This window comes from Cutibacterium porci (assembly GCF_009696315.1).
In the GTDB taxonomy this organism is placed as follows: Bacteria; Actinomycetota; Actinomycetes; order Propionibacteriales; family Propionibacteriaceae; genus Cutibacterium; species Cutibacterium porci.
Genome location: NZ_VUMG01000001.1, coordinates 244,176 through 265,010 on the forward strand (window position 1 = coordinate 244,176; position 20,835 = coordinate 265,010).

The 20,835-nt window shown below is 56.9% G+C and carries 17 protein-coding genes; 11 read left to right on the forward strand and 6 right to left on the reverse strand.

Annotation, left to right across the window (positions count from 1 at the left end; all coding sequences use genetic code 11):
- Positions 1 to 634: 634 nt before the first annotated feature.
- The 5 genes from FYJ43_RS01015 to rpmH form a co-directional block, all read right to left on the reverse strand.
- Entirely contained in the window at positions 635 to 1,255 is a 621-nt protein-coding gene (locus tag FYJ43_RS01015; protein WP_154561194.1) for a Jag family protein, read from the reverse strand.
- A gap of 64 nt (positions 1,256 to 1,319) precedes the next feature.
- Positions 1,320 to 2,399 carry a membrane protein insertase YidC gene (gene yidC, locus FYJ43_RS01020; RefSeq protein WP_154561196.1) on the reverse strand — a complete coding sequence of 360 codons (1,080 nt, stop codon included), beginning with the start codon at positions 2,397 to 2,399 and terminating at the stop codon, positions 1,320 to 1,322.
- On the reverse strand, positions 2,399 to 2,866 hold the full coding sequence (gene yidD / locus FYJ43_RS01025; protein ID WP_407643716.1) for a membrane protein insertion efficiency factor YidD: 468 nt from the start codon (positions 2,864 to 2,866) through the stop codon (positions 2,399 to 2,401). Before yidD ends, yidC begins: the two co-directional genes overlap by 1 nt.
- A complete protein-coding gene (gene rnpA / locus FYJ43_RS01030) occupies positions 2,866 to 3,303 on the reverse strand; it encodes a ribonuclease P protein component (RefSeq protein ID WP_154561200.1) in 438 nt (145 codons plus the stop codon). Before rnpA ends, yidD begins: the two co-directional genes overlap by 1 nt.
- 6 nt (positions 3,304 to 3,309) lie before the next feature.
- On the reverse strand, positions 3,310 to 3,444 hold the full coding sequence (rpmH, locus tag FYJ43_RS01035; protein ID WP_002512704.1) for a 50S ribosomal protein L34: 135 nt from the start codon (positions 3,442 to 3,444) through the stop codon (positions 3,310 to 3,312).
- Between the two features lie 359 nt (positions 3,445 to 3,803).
- On the opposite strand from rpmH, the gene dnaA reads away from it, so the two are divergent.
- From dnaA to FYJ43_RS01080, 9 genes are all read left to right on the forward strand, one after another.
- Positions 3,804 to 5,306, forward strand: a complete 1,503-nt coding sequence (gene dnaA, locus FYJ43_RS01040; protein WP_154561202.1) for a chromosomal replication initiator protein DnaA — start codon at positions 3,804 to 3,806, stop codon at positions 5,304 to 5,306.
- 494 nt (positions 5,307 to 5,800) lie between these two features.
- Positions 5,801 to 6,961, forward strand: coding sequence for a DNA polymerase III subunit beta (gene dnaN, locus FYJ43_RS01045; protein WP_326833210.1), 1,161 nt, complete (start codon positions 5,801 to 5,803; stop codon positions 6,959 to 6,961).
- Positions 6,962 to 7,096: 135 nt separating this feature from the next.
- Positions 7,097 to 7,747, forward strand: coding sequence for a DUF6226 family protein (locus FYJ43_RS01050; RefSeq protein WP_154561206.1), 651 nt, complete (start codon positions 7,097 to 7,099; stop codon positions 7,745 to 7,747).
- Positions 7,748 to 7,793: 46 nt separating this feature from the next.
- Positions 7,794 to 8,978 (forward strand): DNA replication/repair protein RecF, encoded by a 1,185-nt coding sequence (recF, locus tag FYJ43_RS01055; RefSeq protein WP_154561208.1) that lies wholly within the window; start codon positions 7,794 to 7,796, stop codon positions 8,976 to 8,978.
- On the forward strand, positions 8,971 to 9,561 hold the full coding sequence (locus tag FYJ43_RS01060) for a DUF721 domain-containing protein (protein ID WP_154561210.1): 591 nt from the start codon (positions 8,971 to 8,973) through the stop codon (positions 9,559 to 9,561). Before recF ends, FYJ43_RS01060 begins: the two co-directional genes overlap by 8 nt.
- Before the next feature lie 381 nt (positions 9,562 to 9,942).
- Entirely contained in the window at positions 9,943 to 11,124 is a 1,182-nt protein-coding gene (manA, locus tag FYJ43_RS01065) for a mannose-6-phosphate isomerase, class I (RefSeq protein WP_154561212.1), read from the forward strand.
- Positions 11,125 to 11,377: 253 nt separating this feature from the next.
- On the forward strand, positions 11,378 to 13,435 hold the full coding sequence (gyrB, locus tag FYJ43_RS01070; protein ID WP_154562061.1) for a DNA topoisomerase (ATP-hydrolyzing) subunit B: 2,058 nt from the start codon (positions 11,378 to 11,380) through the stop codon (positions 13,433 to 13,435).
- A 41-nt stretch (positions 13,436 to 13,476) separates the two neighbouring features.
- Positions 13,477 to 16,143, forward strand: coding sequence for a DNA gyrase subunit A (gene gyrA, locus FYJ43_RS01075; protein WP_154561214.1), 2,667 nt, complete (start codon positions 13,477 to 13,479; stop codon positions 16,141 to 16,143).
- Positions 16,136 to 16,756 carry a DUF3566 domain-containing protein gene (locus FYJ43_RS01080; protein ID WP_326833211.1) on the forward strand — a complete coding sequence of 207 codons (621 nt, stop codon included), beginning with the start codon at positions 16,136 to 16,138 and terminating at the stop codon, positions 16,754 to 16,756. Before gyrA ends, FYJ43_RS01080 begins: the two co-directional genes overlap by 8 nt.
- Positions 16,757 to 16,843: 87 nt before the next feature.
- On the opposite strand, the gene FYJ43_RS01085 is transcribed toward FYJ43_RS01080, so the two are convergent.
- The gene (locus FYJ43_RS01085) at positions 16,844 to 17,839 is read right to left on the reverse strand and encodes a lactate/malate family dehydrogenase (RefSeq protein ID WP_154561216.1); all 996 of its coding nucleotides are present in this window, start codon (positions 17,837 to 17,839) and stop codon (positions 16,844 to 16,846) included.
- 476 nt (positions 17,840 to 18,315) lie between these two features.
- Between FYJ43_RS01085 and FYJ43_RS01090 the strand changes: the two genes are divergently transcribed.
- Both FYJ43_RS01090 and FYJ43_RS01095 read left to right on the forward strand, forming a co-directional pair.
- Positions 18,316 to 19,323, forward strand: a complete 1,008-nt coding sequence (locus FYJ43_RS01090; protein WP_326833212.1) for a LacI family DNA-binding transcriptional regulator — start codon at positions 18,316 to 18,318, stop codon at positions 19,321 to 19,323.
- On the forward strand, positions 19,320 to 20,825 hold the full coding sequence (locus FYJ43_RS01095; RefSeq protein WP_326833213.1) for a sugar ABC transporter ATP-binding protein: 1,506 nt from the start codon (positions 19,320 to 19,322) through the stop codon (positions 20,823 to 20,825). The genes FYJ43_RS01090 and FYJ43_RS01095 overlap by 4 nt, the downstream gene beginning before the upstream one ends.
- Positions 20,826 to 20,835: the final 10 nt, after the last annotated feature.

The following is a 20,835-nucleotide window of genomic DNA, read 5'->3' on the forward strand; positions in this document are numbered from 1 at the left end:
AACATGACGGCCACAAACGTCAAGATCCCTGCTCAAAAACCTTCAAAATCATCACAAGATTCAATACACTTCCACATCTTAGAAACCGCACCCGAGAAATCTCGTCAGTGGTCGCCTTTCCCTGCATACCTTAAAAATACGTCGACCACCTAGGTCGCATCTGCCAAGTCTGTCCGTCAACAAGGCACCCAGATCGGCCCGAGACCTGAGAACGAAGAATACATAACTCAGCTCATCAATGGTCAAAAACCATTCATAGCGCACCGAATATCGTTCCGTCCCGGGAGTAGCAACGGCTTAAGTAAAAACAATCGACGGAATTAGTAACGTTGCCTGGCCCAACCCACTCATATCTACATAACCCACTTCTATCTACATAAGCCACTTCTCACCATCACTCATCGTGAATGCGGAGACTTACGACAAACCTCGGGTACCCACCTTGGCAACGATGCCACTTCTAGTGGTGATATGACTCCATGACCAATGCAAGTTATCGTTACGAGTTACCGATAACATCTCGCCTTACGATGCACCATGCCAATGGTGAGGGTTGTCGCAAACCCCAGTCTTCACTCAACAAACAAAAAGGCGGGCCCGACATATTTCTGACCGGACCCGCCTCAATCACTGTTCACTGCTCCAGTGTAATAACCACGTGTCGCTTAGGCTCGACGCCCTCGGACTCACTCACGAGCCCAGCTGCAGCGACCGCATCATGAACGATCTTTCGCTCAAAGGGATTCATCGGGGCAAGGTGAGCCGGCTCGCCGGTCTCCTTGACCGACTGGATCGCCTCAGTTGCTAGGGCTACCAGCTCCTTACGACGCGACTCCCGATAGCCAGCGATGTCGAGCATGAGTCGCGAACGGTGCCCAACCTCAGTCATGACGGCCAACCGCGATAGCTCTTGCAAAGCCTCTAAAACCTTGCCATCCTTGCCAACCAGGGTCTGCGAATCCGTGACAATAGATACGTGAGCTCGGCCACTTTCCACATAGGTATCGATGTCGCCATCTAGATCTGCGATGTCAAGGAGCTCCTCAAGGTAGTCAGCGGCGATGTCACCCTCTTCATCCAGAGGGTCGCCAGCCTCCTCGTCATCATCTTCAGCATTATCAACATCTTCGGAATCTTCCGATTCGACGTCTTCAGCCTCAAGCTCCTGGGGTCCGAGATCGTCGCGATCCTCACCTTGACCGCCGTCACGCTGACCGTCATCGAGCTCTTCTACGCGCTCGCCGCTTTCACTCATCTGCTACCTCTCAAAGACAACTGTTGTTTCGACCCCAGGGGCCTATATTTCTTAAGGTCCGCGCCTACTTTTTTCGCTGAGCTCTCGTCTGCTTGGCAGGTTGCTGACGACGGACCACCTGACGGCCTCCACTGGCGTCTTTGCGAACCGTCTGACGAGTCACACCCTGGCGAGCTACCATCGGCTTTTCGCCATCCTCGACAGTTGCTACCGGAGTAGGGGCAACAACCTTGCGACGACGCTTCTCGCGACGCGCACGCTCAATTTCATCGGGATCCTTGCCTTTGGCGATCATGCGCTCACGCCAATCGATATAAGCGGGAGTATTTGGCGTCGGGTTGTTACGAATGAGGATCTCCTGCTGACCCAACGTCCACAGATTCGAGGTGCACCAGTACAGCATGACGCCGATCGGGAAGCTCACACCACTGAACAGATACATCAGCGGGAAGAGGTAAATCATCATCTTCTGCTGCTGGGCCATTGGACCCGTCAGCGACTCGGGGGGCATGTTCTTCCGCATCAGCTGGAGCTGGGTGTAGAACAGCGTCGCCACCATGATGATAATGAGAACAAGCGCGACGACCTGGGTACCGCCGAATCCATTGTTCATGGGGAGGAATCGACCAGCCAACTCGGCGCCAAAGAATTTGGCGTGTTGTAGCGATTCCATCAATCCTGGATTTTCAGTGAAGAAATGGCCGCGGGGGATACCACGGGAGGCACCGTCTAATACGCGGAACAACGCCAGGAAAATTGGCATCTGCAGCAATACAGGCAGACAGGACGCTGCCGGGTTGACCCCTTCCTCGCGGTAGAGGTTCATCATCTCCTGACCGGCACGTTCCCGGTCATCGCCGTACTTTTCCTGGATGGCCTTCATCTTCGGCTGGATAAGCTGCATTGATCGCGCAGAGTTGATCTGTTTGACGAACAGGGGCACCAGCAGTAGACGAATGAAAATCGTCAAGCAGACGATGGCCAACGTCCAAGAGATACCAGAATCACGACCAAACAGTGGCGACCATAGGTAGTGGAAAAAGACCAGCAGGCCGGACACCGCCCAGTACAGCGGCACCATGATGGCGTGACCCATCGCGTGCAGGGCGCCGCCTAGGCCAAGTATGACCAGCGGGTTGAGCATCAGTTCTCACCTCGGGTGTGGGAAGGGGTACCCATAGGGGTACTCCCCGGATCGGTGTGTCCGGGGATGGTTCGTAGGGCCGACTCGTGATCCCTTGGGTTATCACCTATCAGATCGTGACTCGGCTGGTTTGTTGATCGCGCAGTCTCCGGGTGGAGCTCCTGCCATTGTCTCGCCTCGGGGGTGCCCGGCACTGGGTCGTACCAACCATAGGACCACGGATTGCATCGCAAGATCCGCCACATGATCATTGGCGTCGCGCGAAAGACCCCGTGCACCTGCAACGCTCGCAGGCCGTAGGCCGAACAACTGGGCTGGTACTTGCAGACATCTCCGTAGAGCGGCGAAATAATGGCCCGCCACCCTTTGACGAATCCGATTGCCAACCACGTCAGGGGACGAAAACGTCGCACCGTCGCCGAGTCGTCGCCTCTGTGTGAGCATTGTGAGGGAACAATCGTAGCCATCATCGCAATTTCCGCAATGCCTGGTGCCATGCCCCGTCGAGATCTCTCGCGACCCGATCAGGCTGGGTTGCTGCTGCCGGTAGAGCACGCACAACGACCACAGTGCCATCCTCAAGTTCTTCGACCAGGGGACGACAAAGGTGACGTAGCCGACGCTTAACTCGGTTACGCGTCACGGCATTACCCACGGCCTTAGATACGACAAAACCGACCCGCGGCGCAACGCCAAAGTCGGGTCGGGAAGTCGTCGGCGCCAATGATTCACCAGGGTTATCCACAAGACCTGTGGATAACCCTGTCATGTCAGCTGATCCTGGCCTGGCCTGTGTGCATCGCCCGGCATGGACAACGAGAGTCGGACGACCTGACTTAACGCCCCCGCGGACCGCGGCACGGTAGTCACCAGAGCGGTGCATCCGCGACCGGGCAGGTAGCATGGGAATTCAGGCGGACAGATTGACGCGACCCTTACGACGGCGAGCAGCGAGGATGCTGCGACCGGCGCGGGTGCTCATACGGGAACGGAAGCCGTGGTTACGGGCACGGCGACGGTTGCTGGGCTGGAAAGTGCGCTTCACGGGGATGTTCTCCCTTGTGTCTTGGGGATCACCCGGGGAATCGACGCAAGCCGGTCCCTCCGGGGCGCCCGGGTGGGCGCAGGGGAAGTGGACGCTGAAGATAGCGACTGGGCAACTCTACGTCGTCGGGACCCTTATCGGCAAACTGACTACTCTGCACCCCCAGGACACCGAATGACAGCCATGAAACCACATCTATGTAGTCATATGACCCGCCTGACAAGCCCTTCAAACCGGTTGCGGATGAGCCAAGGACTCACTAGCGTTCAGCGGAGTGGTCCTCCTCAGGTACCTCGTCACACCGGCTGTGGAAAACTGTGTGGACAACTCTCGATGACTTCTAGGGAACAGGTGGTGGAATGTCTGACACCCCGTTCGGCGACGTTGACCACCCTCGTCCCGCGCCGATCCATCCCGATGCCGTGCTGCCCCCACCGATGAGTTCACAGCCGGCTGACGATGATCCCACTCAGGCCCTCAACGAAGCGTGGGCCAATATCCTCACAAAGGTTTCAAAACCCAATCGCGCGTGGTTATCCAACACCACACCGGTGACAATGCATGCCTCTACGGCAATGGTTGCCGTCCCCAACGATTTTGCGCGTGACCGTCTTGAATCAAAGATGCGTCACGAACTGGAAGAACTCCTCTCCGACCATTTTCACAAGGCTATTCATTTAGCAATCACCATTGATCCTGACCTTGAGTTGGCTCTTGGTGCTCCCGACCATGAGGATGAGGAAGAAGAGGTTCCGCCTGCTCAGTTCGTCCCCAAAGTCACCGTCGGAACAACTGAGCCTTCCACTCAACCCGTATCCACCGTCGACGACGATGAAGGCAACCGCCTTAATCCGAAGTACACCTTTGATTCCTTCGTCATCGGCGCATCTAATCGGTTTGCCCATGCCGCCGCAGTCGCGGTCGCTGAAGCTCCTGGAAAGTCATACAACCCGCTACTCATCTACGGCGGTTCTGGTCTGGGAAAGACTCATCTACTGCACGCCATTGGACGTTACGTCATGTCGTATTACGACAATGTCAAGGTGAAGTACGTCTCAACCGAGGAACTCACCAACGACTTCATTAACGCGATTGGCACTAACCGCACTCGGGAATTCCGTCGCTCCTATCGTGACGTCGATGTTCTGCTCGTTGACGATATCCAATTTCTTGAGTCGAAGATCCAGACCCAAGAAGAATTCTTCCATACCTTTAACACGCTTCACAACGCTCAGAAGCAAATCGTCATGACTTCTGACCGGCCACCAAAACTACTAGAGGCCCTTGAACCGCGTCTGCGCAGCCGGTTCGAGTGGGGTTTACTCACCGACATCCAGCCTCCAGATTTAGAAACGCGCATCGCTATTTTGCGACGCAAGGTCGCAGCCGAGAAGATTACTGTCGAACCGGATGTGCTGGAGTTCATCGCTAGCCGCATTCAAACCAATATCCGTGAACTCGAAGGAGCCCTCATCCGGGTGACGGCCTTTGCCAGCCTTAACCAGCAACCGGTAGATATTTCCCTAGCCGAAGTCGTCCTTAAAGACCTCATTCCAGAGGGTCGTGAAACTCCGGTAACGCCAGAGCGCATCATTGCCGAAACCGCCGACTATTTCGACATTTCCACGGATGATCTCCTGGGCACTTCGCGCGCTCAAACGCTTGTCACCGCTCGACAGATAGCAATGTACCTGTGCCGAGAGCTCACCGATCTCTCATTGCCTAAGATCGGTGCCGAGTTTGGCGGCAAGGACCACACCACCGTCATGCATGCTGATCGCAAAATTCGCGCGCTCATGGGCGAACAGCGTCAGATCTTCAATCAGGTTTCTGAGATCACCAACCGCATCAAGCAGTACTGAACAACACTCAATCCTGTCAACGGTATTTTCTGTCAACACTTTCTGTCAGCAGCGTTTCGTCTCCGGGTCCTGTCAACGCTGTTAGCGGCGATAGTCCTACCCATGCAGACGACCTGTACACCCATCCCCACACCCGGCTGTGGACAACTGGGGGATAACCAGGGGATAACAGTGGGACAGTGTCTTGCATCCACAACTACCTCGTCGGCACACACATCTGGTCCACGTCGTCATCCACCGCTCAATAGTGCTTACGACAAGGCTTTTTAACAGTTATCCACAAGTTCCACAGGGGTTATGAGTATGACGGAAAGATATACATCTTCATCTCTTACAAGTCTGTGGGTGTGGATATGGGGATAAGCCCTCCTACAAGACACCACTGGGTATCAGCCATCTCGGGCATCACCACGAGAGTGCCATTGGTCGGTGAGCATGGATATGATCAGCATGCAGGCACCATGGAGTGCGAGACGCCGAGTCAAGGGGACGCAGTGGAAATCCGTCTGGAACGCGATGTCATGGCCGAAGCTGTTGCCTGGGCTGCTCGCAGTTTGCCCAACCGGCCAACAGTGCCGATTCTGGCTGGGCTGCTTGTGCGGGCTACGGATGATTCAGTGGTCCTGTCGGCTTCCGACAACGAAACCAGTGCACAAATTACCCTTTCTGCTCAGGTTGACCAGCCGGGGGAGTCTCTCGTCTCTGGCAAGCTGCTTGCTGATATTGCCCGCAGTCTGCCTAATAAGCCGGTTCAGATCACGACGGATCCCGCCAAGATGGATCTGGTGTGCGGATCTGCCCGCTTCACGTTGCAGGCTCTGCCAGTCGACGAGTACCCCGATCTGCCGCAAATGCCTAAGGCCACGGGCACTGTTGACGCCAGTGTTTTTTCCAAAGCTGTCGCCCAAGTTGTTGTAGCTGCTGGTCGCGATGAGCTGCTGCCAGTTTTTACGGGTGTGCGCGTTGAGATCAATGGGGAGGTCCTCTCGCTGCTGGCGACGGACCGTTACCGGATGGCCCTCAAGGAAATTACCTGGAATCCCAGTGCCACCGACGCCGAGGCCACTGCGTTGGTACCTGCCAAGGTCATCAACGAAACCGCACGCTCGATGACGTCCGGTGAGCATGTCACCATGAATCTTTCCTCCGGCGAAAGTGGTCAGGGTCTTGTTGGTTTCGAGGGCGACGGTGCCAATGGTGTGCGCCGCATTACCACGCGCTTGCTGAGCGGAGAGTTCCCCAAAGTACGTCACCTCATGGATATCAAGGCCACTCGTTCGGTGCGGGCTCGAACTGATGAGCTCATCAGTTCGGTGCGTCGCGTCTCTCTCGTTGCTGAGCGCAACACTCCGCTGCGAATGGTCATTAACGACGACTCGGTTGCTTTGTCAGCGGCCACCGGTGACCAAGCTCAAGCTTCTGAGGCCATTGAGGCTGTCGTCACAAACCACGTCGACGGGGAACCCACTATTACCGCGGCTGGGTTCAACCCGCACTACCTGTCTGACGCCCTCGGTGCCTTAGACACCCCTTACGTCCACTTCTCTTTCACTGCTCCCGGCAAGCCTTGCCTAGTGACTGGTCTCAATGACCTCGATGGCAAGCCGGAGACGGATTATCGCCACGTCATCATGTTGATGAGGCTGCCTTCCTGACGCAGCGTCGAGTCACGGGGACAATTCTGCGTAGGTTTACACGGAGTGTTCGTGCCCGGTTATAGCACTGTCCTTGGTGGGCAAGTGCTATGGGGTGCCGGATGGTGCTGTTAGCCGGGTTGCCACACTGGTTCCATGACAACCATCGCTGACGTCAAGACTGAGGTTGACCGCGTCTTCGATGCCTTCGGTGCACCTTATTGGCCGAATCCTCACGGTGATCGCTCTGCTGCTGAGGAAGAATACAGCAGGGTTACGAATCCTGAGAGGTACCAAGTACTTATGCTTCGCTTGAAAGCGTGGCAGAGGGTTCTTGCAACACTGTGTGACGTTGACGTCGACACCCTCACCACAGGTTCGGGCCGGCTACAGCAACAGTGGTCGAGTCCTCATAAGGGCACCCTTCCGTTGCATGTTTCCGTGGTGACTTTCGACGAGGTCCCGTTCGTCGGATTATCTGTTACCTGCGACGCCGATCCCTTTGATGTCGTCCCCGACTGTGCCTGTGATGCTTGCGATTATGGTTCGGGCGATCTTCTGGGGGTCCTTGACGCGAACCTGACGGCGGTCGTCGACGGTAGCCTTGTCGTCGTCACCGGACCCATCGTCGACGATGAACCCACCTTCCATCTCGTCGGTACGGGGCGGGACTGCGCGTTGACCTGGGGACGAGACGAAACCGGCATGTTATCTGAGCCGGAGGCCGTCATTGACGCCATTCGCAGTGGGGATGACCCTCTGCTGCCGTCTGGATGTACCGTCTTGCACGGTAGATCGTGGCTGTAAATATGTCTGTCCGGTAGCCTGACTGACTGGATGCGGGGAGGTTCGGATGTTCGTTGAGCGCCTCGAACTGATTGATTTCCGCTCCTACGTCCGTGCTGACGTTCCTCTGCTTGCGGGAGCAACGACCTTCGTTGGCTCTAACGGCCAAGGGAAAACGAATCTCGTAGAGGCAGTGGAATACCTTTCGACGCTGTCGTCTCATCGCGTCAGCAATGACACTCCGCTGGTGAGGCTGGGAGCCGATCAAGCCGTGGTACGGGGCCGGGTCCGTGCCGGGGCTGACGACGCCCGCAGCTTGCTGTTGGAGGTCGAGATTAATGCGCGACGTGCCAATCGGGCGCGTATTAATCGAGCTCCGCTAACCCGTCCTCGGGACATTCTTGGGGTGTTGAGGACTGTGGTGTTCTCGCCTAATGATTTGGCAGTGGTGCGCGGTGATCCGTCAGATCGTCGCAGCTTTCTTGATGGCCTGGTGGTGACGCGGTGGCCCAGGATGGCCGCAGTGAAGTCTGATTACGAGAGGGTGCTTAAGCAGCGCAACGCCTTGCTTAAATCCTTGTCTGGTAAAGGTCCATCGGCGGGAGCTGAAATCGGTGCGACGATGGAAATTTGGGACAACGAGCTCGCTACCATCGGTGCCGAACTACTTTCGGCACGGCTCGATACTCTGTCAGCCGTCATGCCATTGACGTCGGCCGCCTACCGCGATATTGCCCCGGTGAATGACCTTGCAACCGCGTCGTATAAGTCCACGATTGATCTTGAGGGCCTGTGGTCACCTTCGCAAATGGTGGATAATTCCGAACCCATCGATCGCAAAGAGCTCGCACATCGATTCCTGGATGCTTTGGCGAAACGTCGTGCTGACGAGCTCATTCGGGGAGTTACCCTCGTCGGTCCGCAACGCGACGACATCATCTTGCATATCGGAGAAATGCCAGCCAAAGGGTACGCCTCCCATGGCGAATCATGGTCGTTGGCTCTGGCATTGAGATTGGGGTCTTTCCAGCTCCTGCGTGATGACGGTATTGAACCCGTTCTCGTGCTTGACGATGTTTTCGCTGAGCTTGACGCGACGCGCCGGGGGCGACTGGCTTCGTCGGTAGTGCAGGCTGATCAGGTGCTAGTGACGGCTGCGGTAGCCTCGGATGTTCCCGAGGTTCTGCGCGGGGAGAGGTTCGACGTCGGGGGTGGTCAGGTGCTGGCCTATGAGGGGAGTAGCGATGACTGACGGCCTTGACGAAAGTCCGACCGAAGAGGATCGTCGTCTGGCGGCTCATCATGATGATGAGGGGGTCGATGTTGCCCTGGCTATTACTCGAGCCGCCCGTGGTGAACCGGCAGGAACCCCGCGTCGTGACGATGGCGAGGTTTTACTACCGCCACCTCGACGTTCCACAGTGAGGAAACGCCGTCGTCTCCCTAGTACCCCGTCATGGTCCGGTCCTAGGGCTGATGGCCGCGACCCGATGGCCCTTGGCGACGCTTTCACCCATTTAGTGCAGTCCAAGGGGTGGGGTCGTCAAGTCAATTTGCATCTGGTGCTTTCGCGGTGGCCCGAGCTGGTGGGTCCCACGAATGCGGAGCATTCCCGCCCGGTTAAGTACCAGGGGACAGTGCTGACAGTTCGGACTGACGCGACGGTGTGGGCGACGTCTTTGCGCACTATTGCGCCTCAGCTGGTGGCCGAGCTCAATCGTCGTCTGGGGGACGGGACCGTCACCAAGGTTGTTATTGAGGGGCCGAGTGCTCCCAGTTGGAAACATGGGCCTCGGTCGGTGCCGGGAAGAGGGCCGCGAGATACCTACGGATGAGGTGGAGGCCAGTCGTTCCGGTTGCGCCAATTAAGGTAATGCTCCGCCGTGTGGTTCACGTGCGGCATCGCGCCAACGCTCGAAGAGTGACGTTTTCCAGCGCCATTGGGCCCGAGTAGTGCATGGAATCCGGGACCGAGAGACCAGGAGACATAGTCGACGGCGATCTTCTGCCCATACCTGATGGTCAGATCCTTAACATCGAGTAGTGACATTTGAAACTACTCCTTGTTAAATAGTTTTAATTACGAGTCTCGAAGGAGATTCTGCGGGGTTGGCCAGCTATGAATTTAACGGAAACCATCTCACCAGGCTTTGCCTACATGAAGGTGCGATAAGCATTGACTGGACGAATCCCATTAATCATGATTTTATCATCACATGTTGTCACTGACGGGTCAGGTCCAGCATTACGACTGGGGATCCACTGACGCCATTCCCGCCATCCTTAGGACTAGACCCGACGGCACCCCGTGGGCCGAGTATTGGCTGGGAGCCCACCCTAAAGCTCCATCGACGCTACCGGACGGCACACCTTTGGATCAGTGGCTGGCACATCACCCCGACGAGCTGGGAGCCGCGAGTCGCGACGCCTTCGGTGATCGTCTGCCTTTTTTGCTGAAAATCTTGTCTGCCGATCATGCCCTGAGTATTCAGGCTCACCCTTCACGGGAACAGGCTGAGAAGGGGTTCGCCGCCGAGAACGCGGCTGGTGTACCGATTGACGCCCCCAACCGTATCTTTCGTGACGATTGGCCCAAGCCAGAGATGATCGTTGCTCTCACGGATTTCGACGCTCTGTGTGGTTTCCGCAACCCGTCCTCTTCCCTGGTTCTGCTGTCAGGGCTAGGGAAGCCTGACGATGAGATGCTCGCGCCACTGGGCCAAGACGACGGACTGGCCAAGGTCGTCGCGACGGTGCTCTCGGGTGACGAGAAGGTCGTGGCCGTCGTGGAAGGGGTCGTGGCAGCCTCACGCACGTACCTTGAGGAGGGTACCGACGAGGCTGTTCGAGGCCTGGCGCGTACCGCCGTTGAGCTATGGGAGGACCATCCTGGAGACCCATCCATCCTTGTTGCCCTGCTCATGAACCGGGTGCGACTTACACCTGGTCAGCAGATTCATCTAGAGGCTGGCACAATGCATGCCTATCTTGGCGGCACTGGTGTGGAAATTATGGCTAATTCTGACAATGTCCTGCGTGGTGGTCTGACGAGTAAATACATCGACGTCAAGACCTTATTAGACCACGCCAACATGATTCCTGAACCGTGCGTTGGTGAGTATGCTCAGCACATATCTCCAGGAGTTGGCGTGTATCACACGGCGTTCCCGGAATTCCGGCTTTGGAGGCTTGAAGGGAATAATGATGTCCTCAACCTTCCTGCTACTGAATTAGGGAGAATTCTTCTTGTAACAGAAGGTCAGTTAGTGGCCCATTGCGGTACTGGCGATTGCAAATTAAGCCGTGGTCAATCCGTTTGGTTGCCTGCCGGGGACGAGGTGACGGTGACTGGACAGGGATGCGGATTCCTAGCAAGCACTGGGGTGGACCCTTCCTGAAATGGAAGGCATAACGCTGCTGACGTCGTGACCCCCCATTCACTACCCGGTGATCGGGTGAGGGGGTCGAGTCGCTTACAGGCCCTCTCAACGTCCGTCTCGCGGGTTCCGATGTCTGGCACCGCTCGGGTTTGCGGTAGTATTACATCGTTGGGCTCCTCGCCGGACTATGACATTCGACGGGGATGCCAAACCCGGAGGTCACCGTGACCTCTGTAGAGACACAGGAGCATTGCCCGTGAGCCAGCCCGAGATGCCCGAGTCCGTGACTGAGGGGGACACCACAGAGGACCTTCTCATTGATGTTACCGATCATCCTGACGGTCTGGGCGCGGACCTTCCACCGACGACCGTCGACGGCTCGTACGACGCCGGTCAGATCACCGTCCTGGAAGGTTTGGAAGCCGTCCGAAAACGACCCGGCATGTACATCGGCTCCACCGGTGAACGCGGTCTGCACCACTGTGTTTACGAGATCGTCGATAACTCCGTCGACGAGGCGATGGCTGGTTATTGCGACACCATCCAAGTTGAGTTGCTTGACGATAACTGGTGTCAGGTCACCGACAACGGACGCGGTATTCCCGTCAAGGAGCACCCCGTCGAACACATCCCTACCGTCACCTTGGTGTTGACTAAGCTGCACGCCGGTGGCAAGTTCGGCAATGGCGGCTACAAGGTTTCTGGTGGCTTACACGGTGTCGGTTCGTCAGTTGTCAATGCACTGTCGGCCCATTTCATCGTCGAAGTGCGACGAGACGGCTACCACTGGCGTCAGTCCTTCACCCTCGGCGAGCCTGATGGTTCGCTGGAGCAGCTTGAAGCTCTCGGACCTGGTGACCAAGAAGGCACGACAGTACGTTTCCAGCCTTCCGATGAGATCTTCGATTCCATTGTCTTCGACTACGAGACGCTGTCGAACCGCTTCCGCGAGATGGCCTTTCTTAATAAAGGTCTGCGTATCGTACTCACCGATCGTCGCGCCGACCATGCTGATGAAGAGGGTAATCCGGTCCACGACGACTTCTTCTATAAGGAAGGTCTCAAGGATTACGTCCGTTTCCTCACAGGTACCCGTGACGTTATAAACCCCACCATTATCTCTTTGGAGTCCCATCGTCCTGAGGAAGGCATGGGCCTGGAGATTGCGATGCAGTGGAACACGTCGTACACCACCAGCGTCCATACCTTCGCTAATGCCATCAACACCATCGAAGGTGGCGCCCACGAGGAAGGCTTCCGTGCTGCACTTACCAACACCGTCAACCGGTGGGGTGAGACGTGGGGACTCATTAAAAAGCGTGAAGATCGTGTTTCTGGTGACGACATTCGTGAGGGGCTGACAGCTGTCGTCTCTATCAAGCTCACTGAGCCGCAGTTCGAAGGCCAGACGAAGACCAAGCTCGGTAACACCGAAGCCAAATCCTTCGTTCAAAAAGCCCTCAATGAGAAGCTTTCGGATTGGTTTGAAGAGAACCCTAATGAGGGCAAGAACATCGTCCGAAAGTCACAAGCGGCTGCCCAAGCTCGCGTAGCTGCTCGCAAGGCCCGCGATCTGGCCCGTAACCGGAAAGGCCTGCTGGGGTCGACGTCACTACCCGGCAAACTCAAGGATTGCTCGTCAACGAGCCCGGAAGAATGCGAGATCTTCATCGTGGAGGGCGACTCCGCCGGTGGCTCGGCTTCACAGGGCCGTGATCCGCGCATCCAAGCGATCCTGCCATTGCGGGGCAAGATCCTCAATGTCGAAAAGGCTCGACTTGATCGCGCATTGGGTTCAGAGACCATCGAGTCGATTATCAACGCGCTGGGAACTGGCGTCCACGAGGATTTCGATCTGGATAAGCTGCGCTATCACAAGATCATTCTGATGGCTGACGCCGACGTCGATGGCGCTCATATTCGCACCTTGTTGCTGACACTGTTGTTCCGGTTCATGCGCCCGGTTATTGATGCTGGCCACGTTTACCTGGCACAGCCGCCTTTATTCCGCTTGCGCTGGACGAATTCGCCTCATGAGTTGGCCTACTCTGACGAAGAGCGCGATCTGTTGCGCGAAGACGGTTTGGCCCACGGTAAGAAACTGCCTCAAGTCAATCCGATTCAGCGATACAAGGGTCTGGGCGAAATGGACGCTGAGGATCTGTGGGATACCACCATGGACCCTGACAAGCGTTTGCTGCTCCAGGTGACCCTTGAGGATGCCGCGTTGGCCGACCAGATGTTCTCCATTCTCATGGGTGAGGACGTCGAACAGCGCCGATCGTTCATCCAGCGCAATGCCAAGGACGTCCGTTTCCTCGACATCTGAGCATTCATCCCTTCATCCACTGATTATCCAAAGGACACTCCATGGCTGATGACGAGAAGCCCGACGAGCAAAACCAGGCGGACCGTCAAGGATTGGTGACCGGCCGTCACGTCGGGATCCAGCCGGTCGAGATTCGTGACGAGATCCAGAACGCGTACCTCGACTACGCAATGAGCGTCATCGTCGGGCGTGCGCTGCCCGATGTGCGCGACGGCCTCAAGCCCGTGCACCGCCGCGTCATCTACGCGATGTACGACGGTGGTTACCGCCCTGATCGCGGCTGGAATAAGTGTTCCCGCGTTGTCGGAGACGTCATGGGCAAGTATCACCCTCACAGTGACTCGGCCATCTACGACACCTTGGTACGGCTAGCTCAGCCGTGGGCTATGCGATACAAGCTTGTCCAAGGCCAGGGTAACTTTGGTTCTCAAGGCAACGACGGCGCCGCTGCCATGCGATACACCGAGTGCAAGATGGCTCCGCTAGCCATGGAGATGGTGCGCGACATCGACCAGGACACCGTCGATTTCCAGCCCAACTATGACAACAAAGAGACCGAGCCGGTCGTCTTGCCATCGAGATTCCCGAACCTGCTTGTTAACGGTTCGTCAGGCATTGCGGTGGGCATGGCCACGAACATCCCGACCCATAATCTGCGTGAGGTCAACGAGGCCGTGCAATGGTCTTTGGCTCACCCTGACGCCTCCTCCGAGGAGTTACTTGAGGCGTGCATGGAGCGTATTAAAGGCCCGGATTTCCCTGGTGGTGCTCTTATCGTGGGCCGGCAGGGCATTGAGGATGCGTACCGCACTGGTCGCGGGTCGGTAACGATGCGTGCTGTCATTGACATGGAAGAGGACAAGAAGGGACGCCAGTGCCTGGTCGTCACCGAGCTGCCCTATATGTGCAATCCCGACAACCTTGCTACCAAGATCGCTGACTTGGTGAACTCCGGTCGCGTCAACGGCATCGCTGACATCCGTGACGATTCCTCGGCGCGTACGGGCCAGCGTCTAGTCATTGTTCTCAAACGTGACGCCCAGCCGCGCGTCGTCATGAACAATCTGTACAAGCACACGTCGCTGCAAGATACCTTCGGCTGCAACATGCTGGCGTTGGTAGATAACGTGCCGCGTACTCTGCGTCTGGATCAGTTCATCAGCTATTGGATTGATCACCAGATGGAGGTCATCCGCAGGCGCACTGAATATCGCTTGGCTCAGGCGGAAAAGGATGCTCACATTCAGCGAGCCCTCGTCAAGGCCTTGGACATGCTCGACGAAGTCATTGCGCTTATTCGTCGTTCCCCGAATACTGAAGCCGCCAGCACTGGCCTGCAAGAGTTGCTCGATATTGACGAGATTCAGGCCCGCGCCATCCTTGATATGCAGCTGCGTCGGTTGGCTGCCCTGGAGCGTCAAAAGATTATTGACCGGCTGGAAGAACTCGAGCGCCTTATCGCTGATTACAAGGCAATTCTGGCTAGCGAGGATCGTCAGCGGGAGATCATCTCTACTGAACTTGCCGAGATTGTCGATAAGTACGGTGATGAGCGTCGCACTCGCATCATCGCGGCCGACGGGGATTTTTCCGAGGAAGATTTCATTCCCGATGATGACGTCGTCGTCACTATTACCAGGGGTGGCTACGCTAAGCGCACCCGCACCGACCTGTACCGAGTCCAAAAGCGCGGTGGTAAGGGTGTTCGTGGTGCCAGCCTGCGTGCAGACGACGAAGTGGCGCAGCTATTTGCCACCACTAATCACCAGTGGATTTTGTTCTTCACAAATATGGGCCGGGTATATCGCACCAAGGTATGGCAACTACCGGAGGCTGGTCGTGACGCCAAGGGTGGTCACGTCGCGGGGTTATTGAGCTTCCTACCCGATGAGAAAATCGCCCAGGTCATGACCTTGCGGTCCTATGAGGATACTGAATACCTTCTGCTGGCAACCCGTAAGGGCATGGTCAAAAAGACGGCTCTCAAAGCTTATGATTCATCGCGTCAGGCTGGTGTCATTGCCATCAACTTCCGTACCGAAGACGATGAGCTTATTGGTGCCGAGCAGTGCTCCGCTGACGACGATGTATTGCTCATCAGCCGCAAGGGCCAAGCGATCCGGTTTTCTGCTGATGACGAGCAGCTGCGACCAATGGGGCGTGCGACCTCGGGTGTTACCGGCATGAAATTCCGTGGTGACGACGAGCTGTTGTCGATGTCGATCATCCATTCCGATATGCGTGAGGACGATCGGTTTGTCTTTACTGTTACTGATGGCGGCTATGCCAAACGCACCGCTGTCTCGCAGTACCGTCAGCAGGGACGCGGAGGATTTGGCATCAAGGCGATGGCCCTCAACGAGGAACGTGGCTCCCTCGTTGGTGGCTTGGTGGTGAGAGAAGCTGACGAGATCATCGCGATTAAGACGTCAGGTCAGATCACCAGGTCGGCTGTATCCGAGGTTCCCGCCAAGGGGCGGTCCACAATGGGGGTGAAGTTCGTCTCGGTACGCGGTGACGATGCCGTCTCGATTATCGCTGTAAATCCCGAGCATGCCGTCGACGAGGAAGTCGCAGAAGAATCCGTAGAACCCGGTGCCACGCAGCCCGAATCCGGGGATGTGCTTCGGCAAAGCGATACTGTGGATGGTAGCCGTGCCGTCGATACGGCGGAAAGCGATATGAAGCCGGAGGACAACGGTGAGTGACGAGACGAGGGTGACGCATCCCGGCCCCGATGACCCGGAGGCAACGCACTGGACTGCCGGTGATGCCCGCCGTACCTTCCACGAGGGTAAGGAGCGTCCAGATCCGCGTCAGGAATCTGATCGCAAGCGGACGACGGCGTCGACCCCACCTATGCGGTCGGGTGTTGCCCCCAGGCAGGCATCGCGGCAGCAGGAGCCATCTCGCTCGCCTCAGGCACATCAGCCGGCACGCGCTGCCAGGCGCACGCGCAAGGCTCGGCTTCGACTGACCCGCGTCGATCCGTGGTCGGTCATGAAGACCTCCCTGCTCTTCGGTGTGGCAGGGGCGGTGATTCTCTTCATCGCAACGTGGATCATTTGGGGCATTATCGGTGCGTCGGGTGCCTTTGATTCCATGAATAAGGTCGTTAATGACCTCATCAGTTCGCCGAGCTCGACATCAAAGTTCCAGCTGTCTGACTACGTCAATACCGGACGCGTCTTAGGTTTTACGGCCCTCATTGGTGCCATCAATGCGGTGTTGTTTACGGCCATATCGACGTTGTTCAGCTTCCTCTATAACCTGGCTGCTCAAGTCATGGGCGGCTTGGAGGTCACCCTCGCCGAGGACTGAGTTCGGCACTGCGCGTACCGAACTCATCGTCGCGATCGACGGCACCCGCCGTATCAGCGGAATGTGGTGGTGAATGTCGGCGCTAGCTCAGGCGGGACGCACCGACTCATAGACGTTGCGTACCGCGTTGGCTGAGATCAGCAGTTTCTCCTGCTCCCAATCGTCCAGAGTAATGTCGAGGTGGTGTTCAACTCCGTGGCTGCTGACCACTGTCGGCAGTGACAGGGACACCTCACCATGGAAGCCCATGACCCCGTCAGCCAGCGTGCATACTGGATAAATAGACCGTTGGTCGAGCAGTATGGCTCGCGCCACATTTATTGCTGCTCTCGAGATGCCTGAAGACGTCCATCCCTTGCCCTCAAGTACATCGAAGGCAGACTGTACGATGTCGTGGGCTACCTGGTCGGGAGACAGCGGTTCTAGTCCCAGGGCGGTTGTCGCCTCGGAGATGGTGAGGCCACCGATTGAGGCATGCGAGAGGTAAGGAAATGCTGTCGCCCCGTGCTCTCCCAACATGAAAGCCTGCACCGAATCAGGACTGACGCCGGCCCAGTCGGCTAGGTGACGGCGCAGTCGGGCAGAGTCAAGGGCCGTTCCGGTGCCGATGATGAGGTTCGTCGGATAGTCGAACTCAGTTGCTGCGATATGGACGTTGACGTCCAGGGGGTTAGTGATGAGGATGATTGGCGCGCTGTGGGTGTAGTGGCAGATGTTGCTCATCACATCCCGGATGACCTTCGAATTGACCTGGGCCAGGGAATTGCGGGAGTCGTGACTACCGCCATAGCTGTCGGGTAGGACGGATGGTCCAGCGGAGACGATGATGATGTCGGCGTTGCGGCATGCGTCATAGTCGGCTGCCTCGATGGTCGTCGTCATGGCTGGAGCAACGCCAGTGGCCTGATGGTTGTCAAGAGCTTGGCCGTCACGAACCTTGTTGTCGACGTCAATGAGCGATATGCGCGAGAAGAGGCCGAGGGTGGCTGCGTTGGTGACGACGTCTGAGCCGACGTGGCCGATTCCAATGACAACGAGGTGCGGTGCAATTGACATAGAGGTGATCCTTCCGTTGACATCCATCGTCTCATTTGTTGCATCAGCTGTCTCTGACAGTGAGATCGAGGGCTTTACGGCTCCTGCTTAGCACGTCGTGGAATGAACGAGAGCAGTGTTCCGCGAGATTGGCGTGAACTCGCCGATGCGGTACTTCGCTGACGCGATGTGGCCATGATGCGGGCCGCTAAGGACTGCAACTAGTGGCGAATTGAGCGTCCCGGTGTGTTTCAGTGAGCTTGGTGCGGGGCCCAGTGTGGCAAATGTGGATGGTTACGGTGTCGTTGCCATCTGTGATGGCATGACGCGCCGGTGCGTGCAGGATCGCCACGGCGTTGACGAGACCGCGGTTGACCAAGCAGCCGACATAGATTCGGTGCTGCCCCTTGACACGTGCTGCGCAATGTGATTCCGTTAAGTCACGCGTTCGTGGAAACGTTTCCACACGATGGGTAGAGGAAACTTTCCCGGCACCTCACGCTCGATGATGAGAGGAGGAGAAGGTGAATCGTAAACCGACGATCAAGGATGTCGCTCGGCTAGCAGGAGTATCGCTAGGGACGGCGTCGAGAGTTCTTAATGGCAGTTCCGCGACATCGGAGGCGTCCCGTAATGCGGTACGCAATGCGGCCCATGAGTTGGGCTACCTGTCGAACGCACACGCCCGATCATTGCGGTCTGCCCACAGTGGCGTTATCGGGCTGGTTGTTCCAGATATCCGCAACCCATACTTTGCTGAGTTGGCCTCTGTCGTTGAGAACGCGTGTCTCGCGCATGGTTGGGCAACATTGTTGTGCAATGCCGATGAGTCTCCCGACCAGTTCAACCGGTACGTCAACACTTTGCGTCGCCAGAGAGTTGACGGTGCGATCGTGACGCCGACTGGTAGTGACGGGCAAGCTATCAAAGACTTAGTCGATGACGGAGTTCAGGTGGTGTGTGTGGACCGTGACATCGCGGGGTCTTCATTGCCAGCTGTCACCTCTGATCCCTGGAATGGAATGAGAGAGGCCGTTGATCACCTGGTGAGTTGCGGGCATCGCAAGATCGGATTCATTACTGGCCCGCAGCAAACGTCAACCGGTCTGGAGCGGTATCAGGCCTATTGCCAATTGCTGGCCAATTGTGGGTGTGGCATTGACGAGGATCTCGTCGTTGAAGGTGATTTTCAGGAGGAGTCGGGGCGCGTAGGCGCTCAACGTCTACTTGACCGTGGCGCTACCGCTATTTTTGCATCCGACTCCCTCATGTCGATGGGGGCGTTGCGGACCTGTATTGACCAGGGCATTCGTATCGGTGAAGAGATTGACTTGATCGGTTTCGATGACCTACCGGTATTTAGCCTCACCAATCCCGCTCTCACCGTGGTCGCCCAGGATATTGACGCGATGGGGAGGGTTGCCGTCGATCTGCTTAACCATGCCATGTCCGGGGAGCCCACGAACTCCGCTCGCTTAGACACCCACCTCATCGTTAGGGCATCAACCCGAATGGTCAAGGAGAACCAGTGAGGACAGTACTTCGACTCGACCACGTCAGTAAGAGCTTTGGGCCAGTCAACGTTATTCACGACGTCTCGGTTGACGTCATTTCAGGAAGGGTACGCGTGCTACTCGGTGAGAACGGAGCCGGAAAGTCCACTCTCATCAAGATGATGAGCGGTATCTATCACCCCGACTCTGGCTCGGTAATTGTTGACGGTAAATCCGTCGAGCTGCCTACCGTTAAAGCTGCCGAGGCTAAAGGCATTGCGACGATCCACCAGGAACTCAATTTAGTTCCGCAAATGTCGGTAGCTGAGAACATCATGCTTGGACGCACGCCGAGCCATGGCGGACTGGTGAGTTGGAGTTCGATGCGGGCTCAGGCTCGGGCTGCGCTGGAGCGGATTGGCCTGGATGTCTCTGTGGACCGCCTCGTTGGTTCGTTGAGCACAGCCCACCAACAGCTTGTGGAGATCGCACGGGCCTTGTCGATGGATGCCAGGGTGCTCATCCTTGACGAGCCCACCGCTGCTTTGACACGCAAGGAGTCTGGCCAACTCTTCGAGGTGATGGACGAGCTCAAAACAAACGGCGTCGCGATGGTGTTCATCTCCCATCACCTTGACGAGATTCCCCGTGTCGGTGACGATGTCTCAGTGCTGCGCGATGGCACTTTGGTGGCAGAAGTGCCGGCTAGCACGTCGGAACGTGAGCTGGTCACGATGATGGTCGGCCGTGACATCGACGACCAGTTCCCACGCCATCGCGGCGAGATCGGCGATGTTGTGCTGTCGGTCAAGGGGCTCAGCCGTGAAGGGGCTTTTCACAACGTCGGATTCCAGCTGCATGCTGGTGAGGTGCTTGGCTTGGCAGGCTTAGTCGGGGCAGGGCGTACCGAGGTGCTGCGCGCTGTCGCTGGAGCCGATAAGTACGATTCTGGGGCCGTGAGTGTGCGTGGCAAGGAACTCCCGAAAGGAAAGATTTCCCTTGCGATTTCCCAGGGTATTGGTCATGTACCTGAGGAACGTAAGTCTCAGGGATTAGTTCTTGGCGCTTCGGTTAATGAGAATCTTGGCTACGCAACTGTGAAATCAACCTCCCGCGCGGGATTAGTAGATCGCATTGGGCAACGTCGACGCGCCGAGAATGTTGCTGAAAAGCTGAAGATTCGGATGGCGAGTCTGGATCAACCGGTGCGCAATTTGTCCGGTGGTAATCAACAGAAGGTTGTAATTGGGCGTTGGATTCTTGCAGACTCATCAATCTTGTTGCTGGATGAGCCGACTCGAGGTGTTGACGTCGGTGCCAAGGTCGAGATTTACCAACTTATCAATGCCGTTACCGATGCGGGAGGTGCGGTCCTCATGGTCTCTAGTGAGCTTCCGGAGGTCATCGGTATGAGTGATCGGATCCTCGTCATGTCCCATGGACGAGCGATGGGAATTCTCGACGCTAAGACGGCAACTGAGGACGCCGTCATGGAACTGGCAGTGGCCTCCGTTGATCCCGTTGATGAGAAACCAGAATGACCATTTCTGA

Excerpts from the sequence above, each read along its gene's own strand:
- FYJ43_RS01015 (WP_154561194.1), bottom strand. The coding sequence starts at position 1,255 with ATGAGTGAAAGCGGCGAGCGCGTAGAAGAGCTCGATGACGGTCAGCGT.
- FYJ43_RS01060 (WP_154561210.1), top strand. The coding sequence starts at position 8,971 with ATGACTGACGGCCTTGACGAAAGTCCGACCGAAGAGGATCGTCGTCTG.
- gyrB (WP_154562061.1), top strand. The coding sequence starts at position 11,378 with ATGCCCGAGTCCGTGACTGAGGGGGACACCACAGAGGACCTTCTCATT.
- FYJ43_RS01085 (WP_154561216.1), bottom strand. The coding sequence starts at position 17,839 with ATGGATGTCAACGGAAGGATCACCTCTATGTCAATTGCACCGCACCTC.
- rnpA (WP_154561200.1), bottom strand. The coding sequence starts at position 3,303 with ATGCTACCTGCCCGGTCGCGGATGCACCGCTCTGGTGACTACCGTGCC.
- yidC (WP_154561196.1), bottom strand. The coding sequence starts at position 2,399 with ATGCTCAACCCGCTGGTCATACTTGGCCTAGGCGGCGCCCTGCACGCG.
- dnaA (WP_154561202.1), top strand. The coding sequence starts at position 3,804 with ATGTCTGACACCCCGTTCGGCGACGTTGACCACCCTCGTCCCGCGCCG.
- FYJ43_RS01050 (WP_154561206.1), top strand. The coding sequence starts at position 7,097 with ATGACAACCATCGCTGACGTCAAGACTGAGGTTGACCGCGTCTTCGAT.
- gyrA (WP_154561214.1), top strand. The coding sequence starts at position 13,477 with ATGGCTGATGACGAGAAGCCCGACGAGCAAAACCAGGCGGACCGTCAA.
- recF (WP_154561208.1), top strand. The coding sequence starts at position 7,794 with ATGTTCGTTGAGCGCCTCGAACTGATTGATTTCCGCTCCTACGTCCGT.
- manA (WP_154561212.1), top strand. The coding sequence starts at position 9,943 with ATGTTGTCACTGACGGGTCAGGTCCAGCATTACGACTGGGGATCCACT.
- yidD (WP_407643716.1), bottom strand. The coding sequence starts at position 2,866 with ATGGCTACGATTGTTCCCTCACAATGCTCACACAGAGGCGACGACTCG.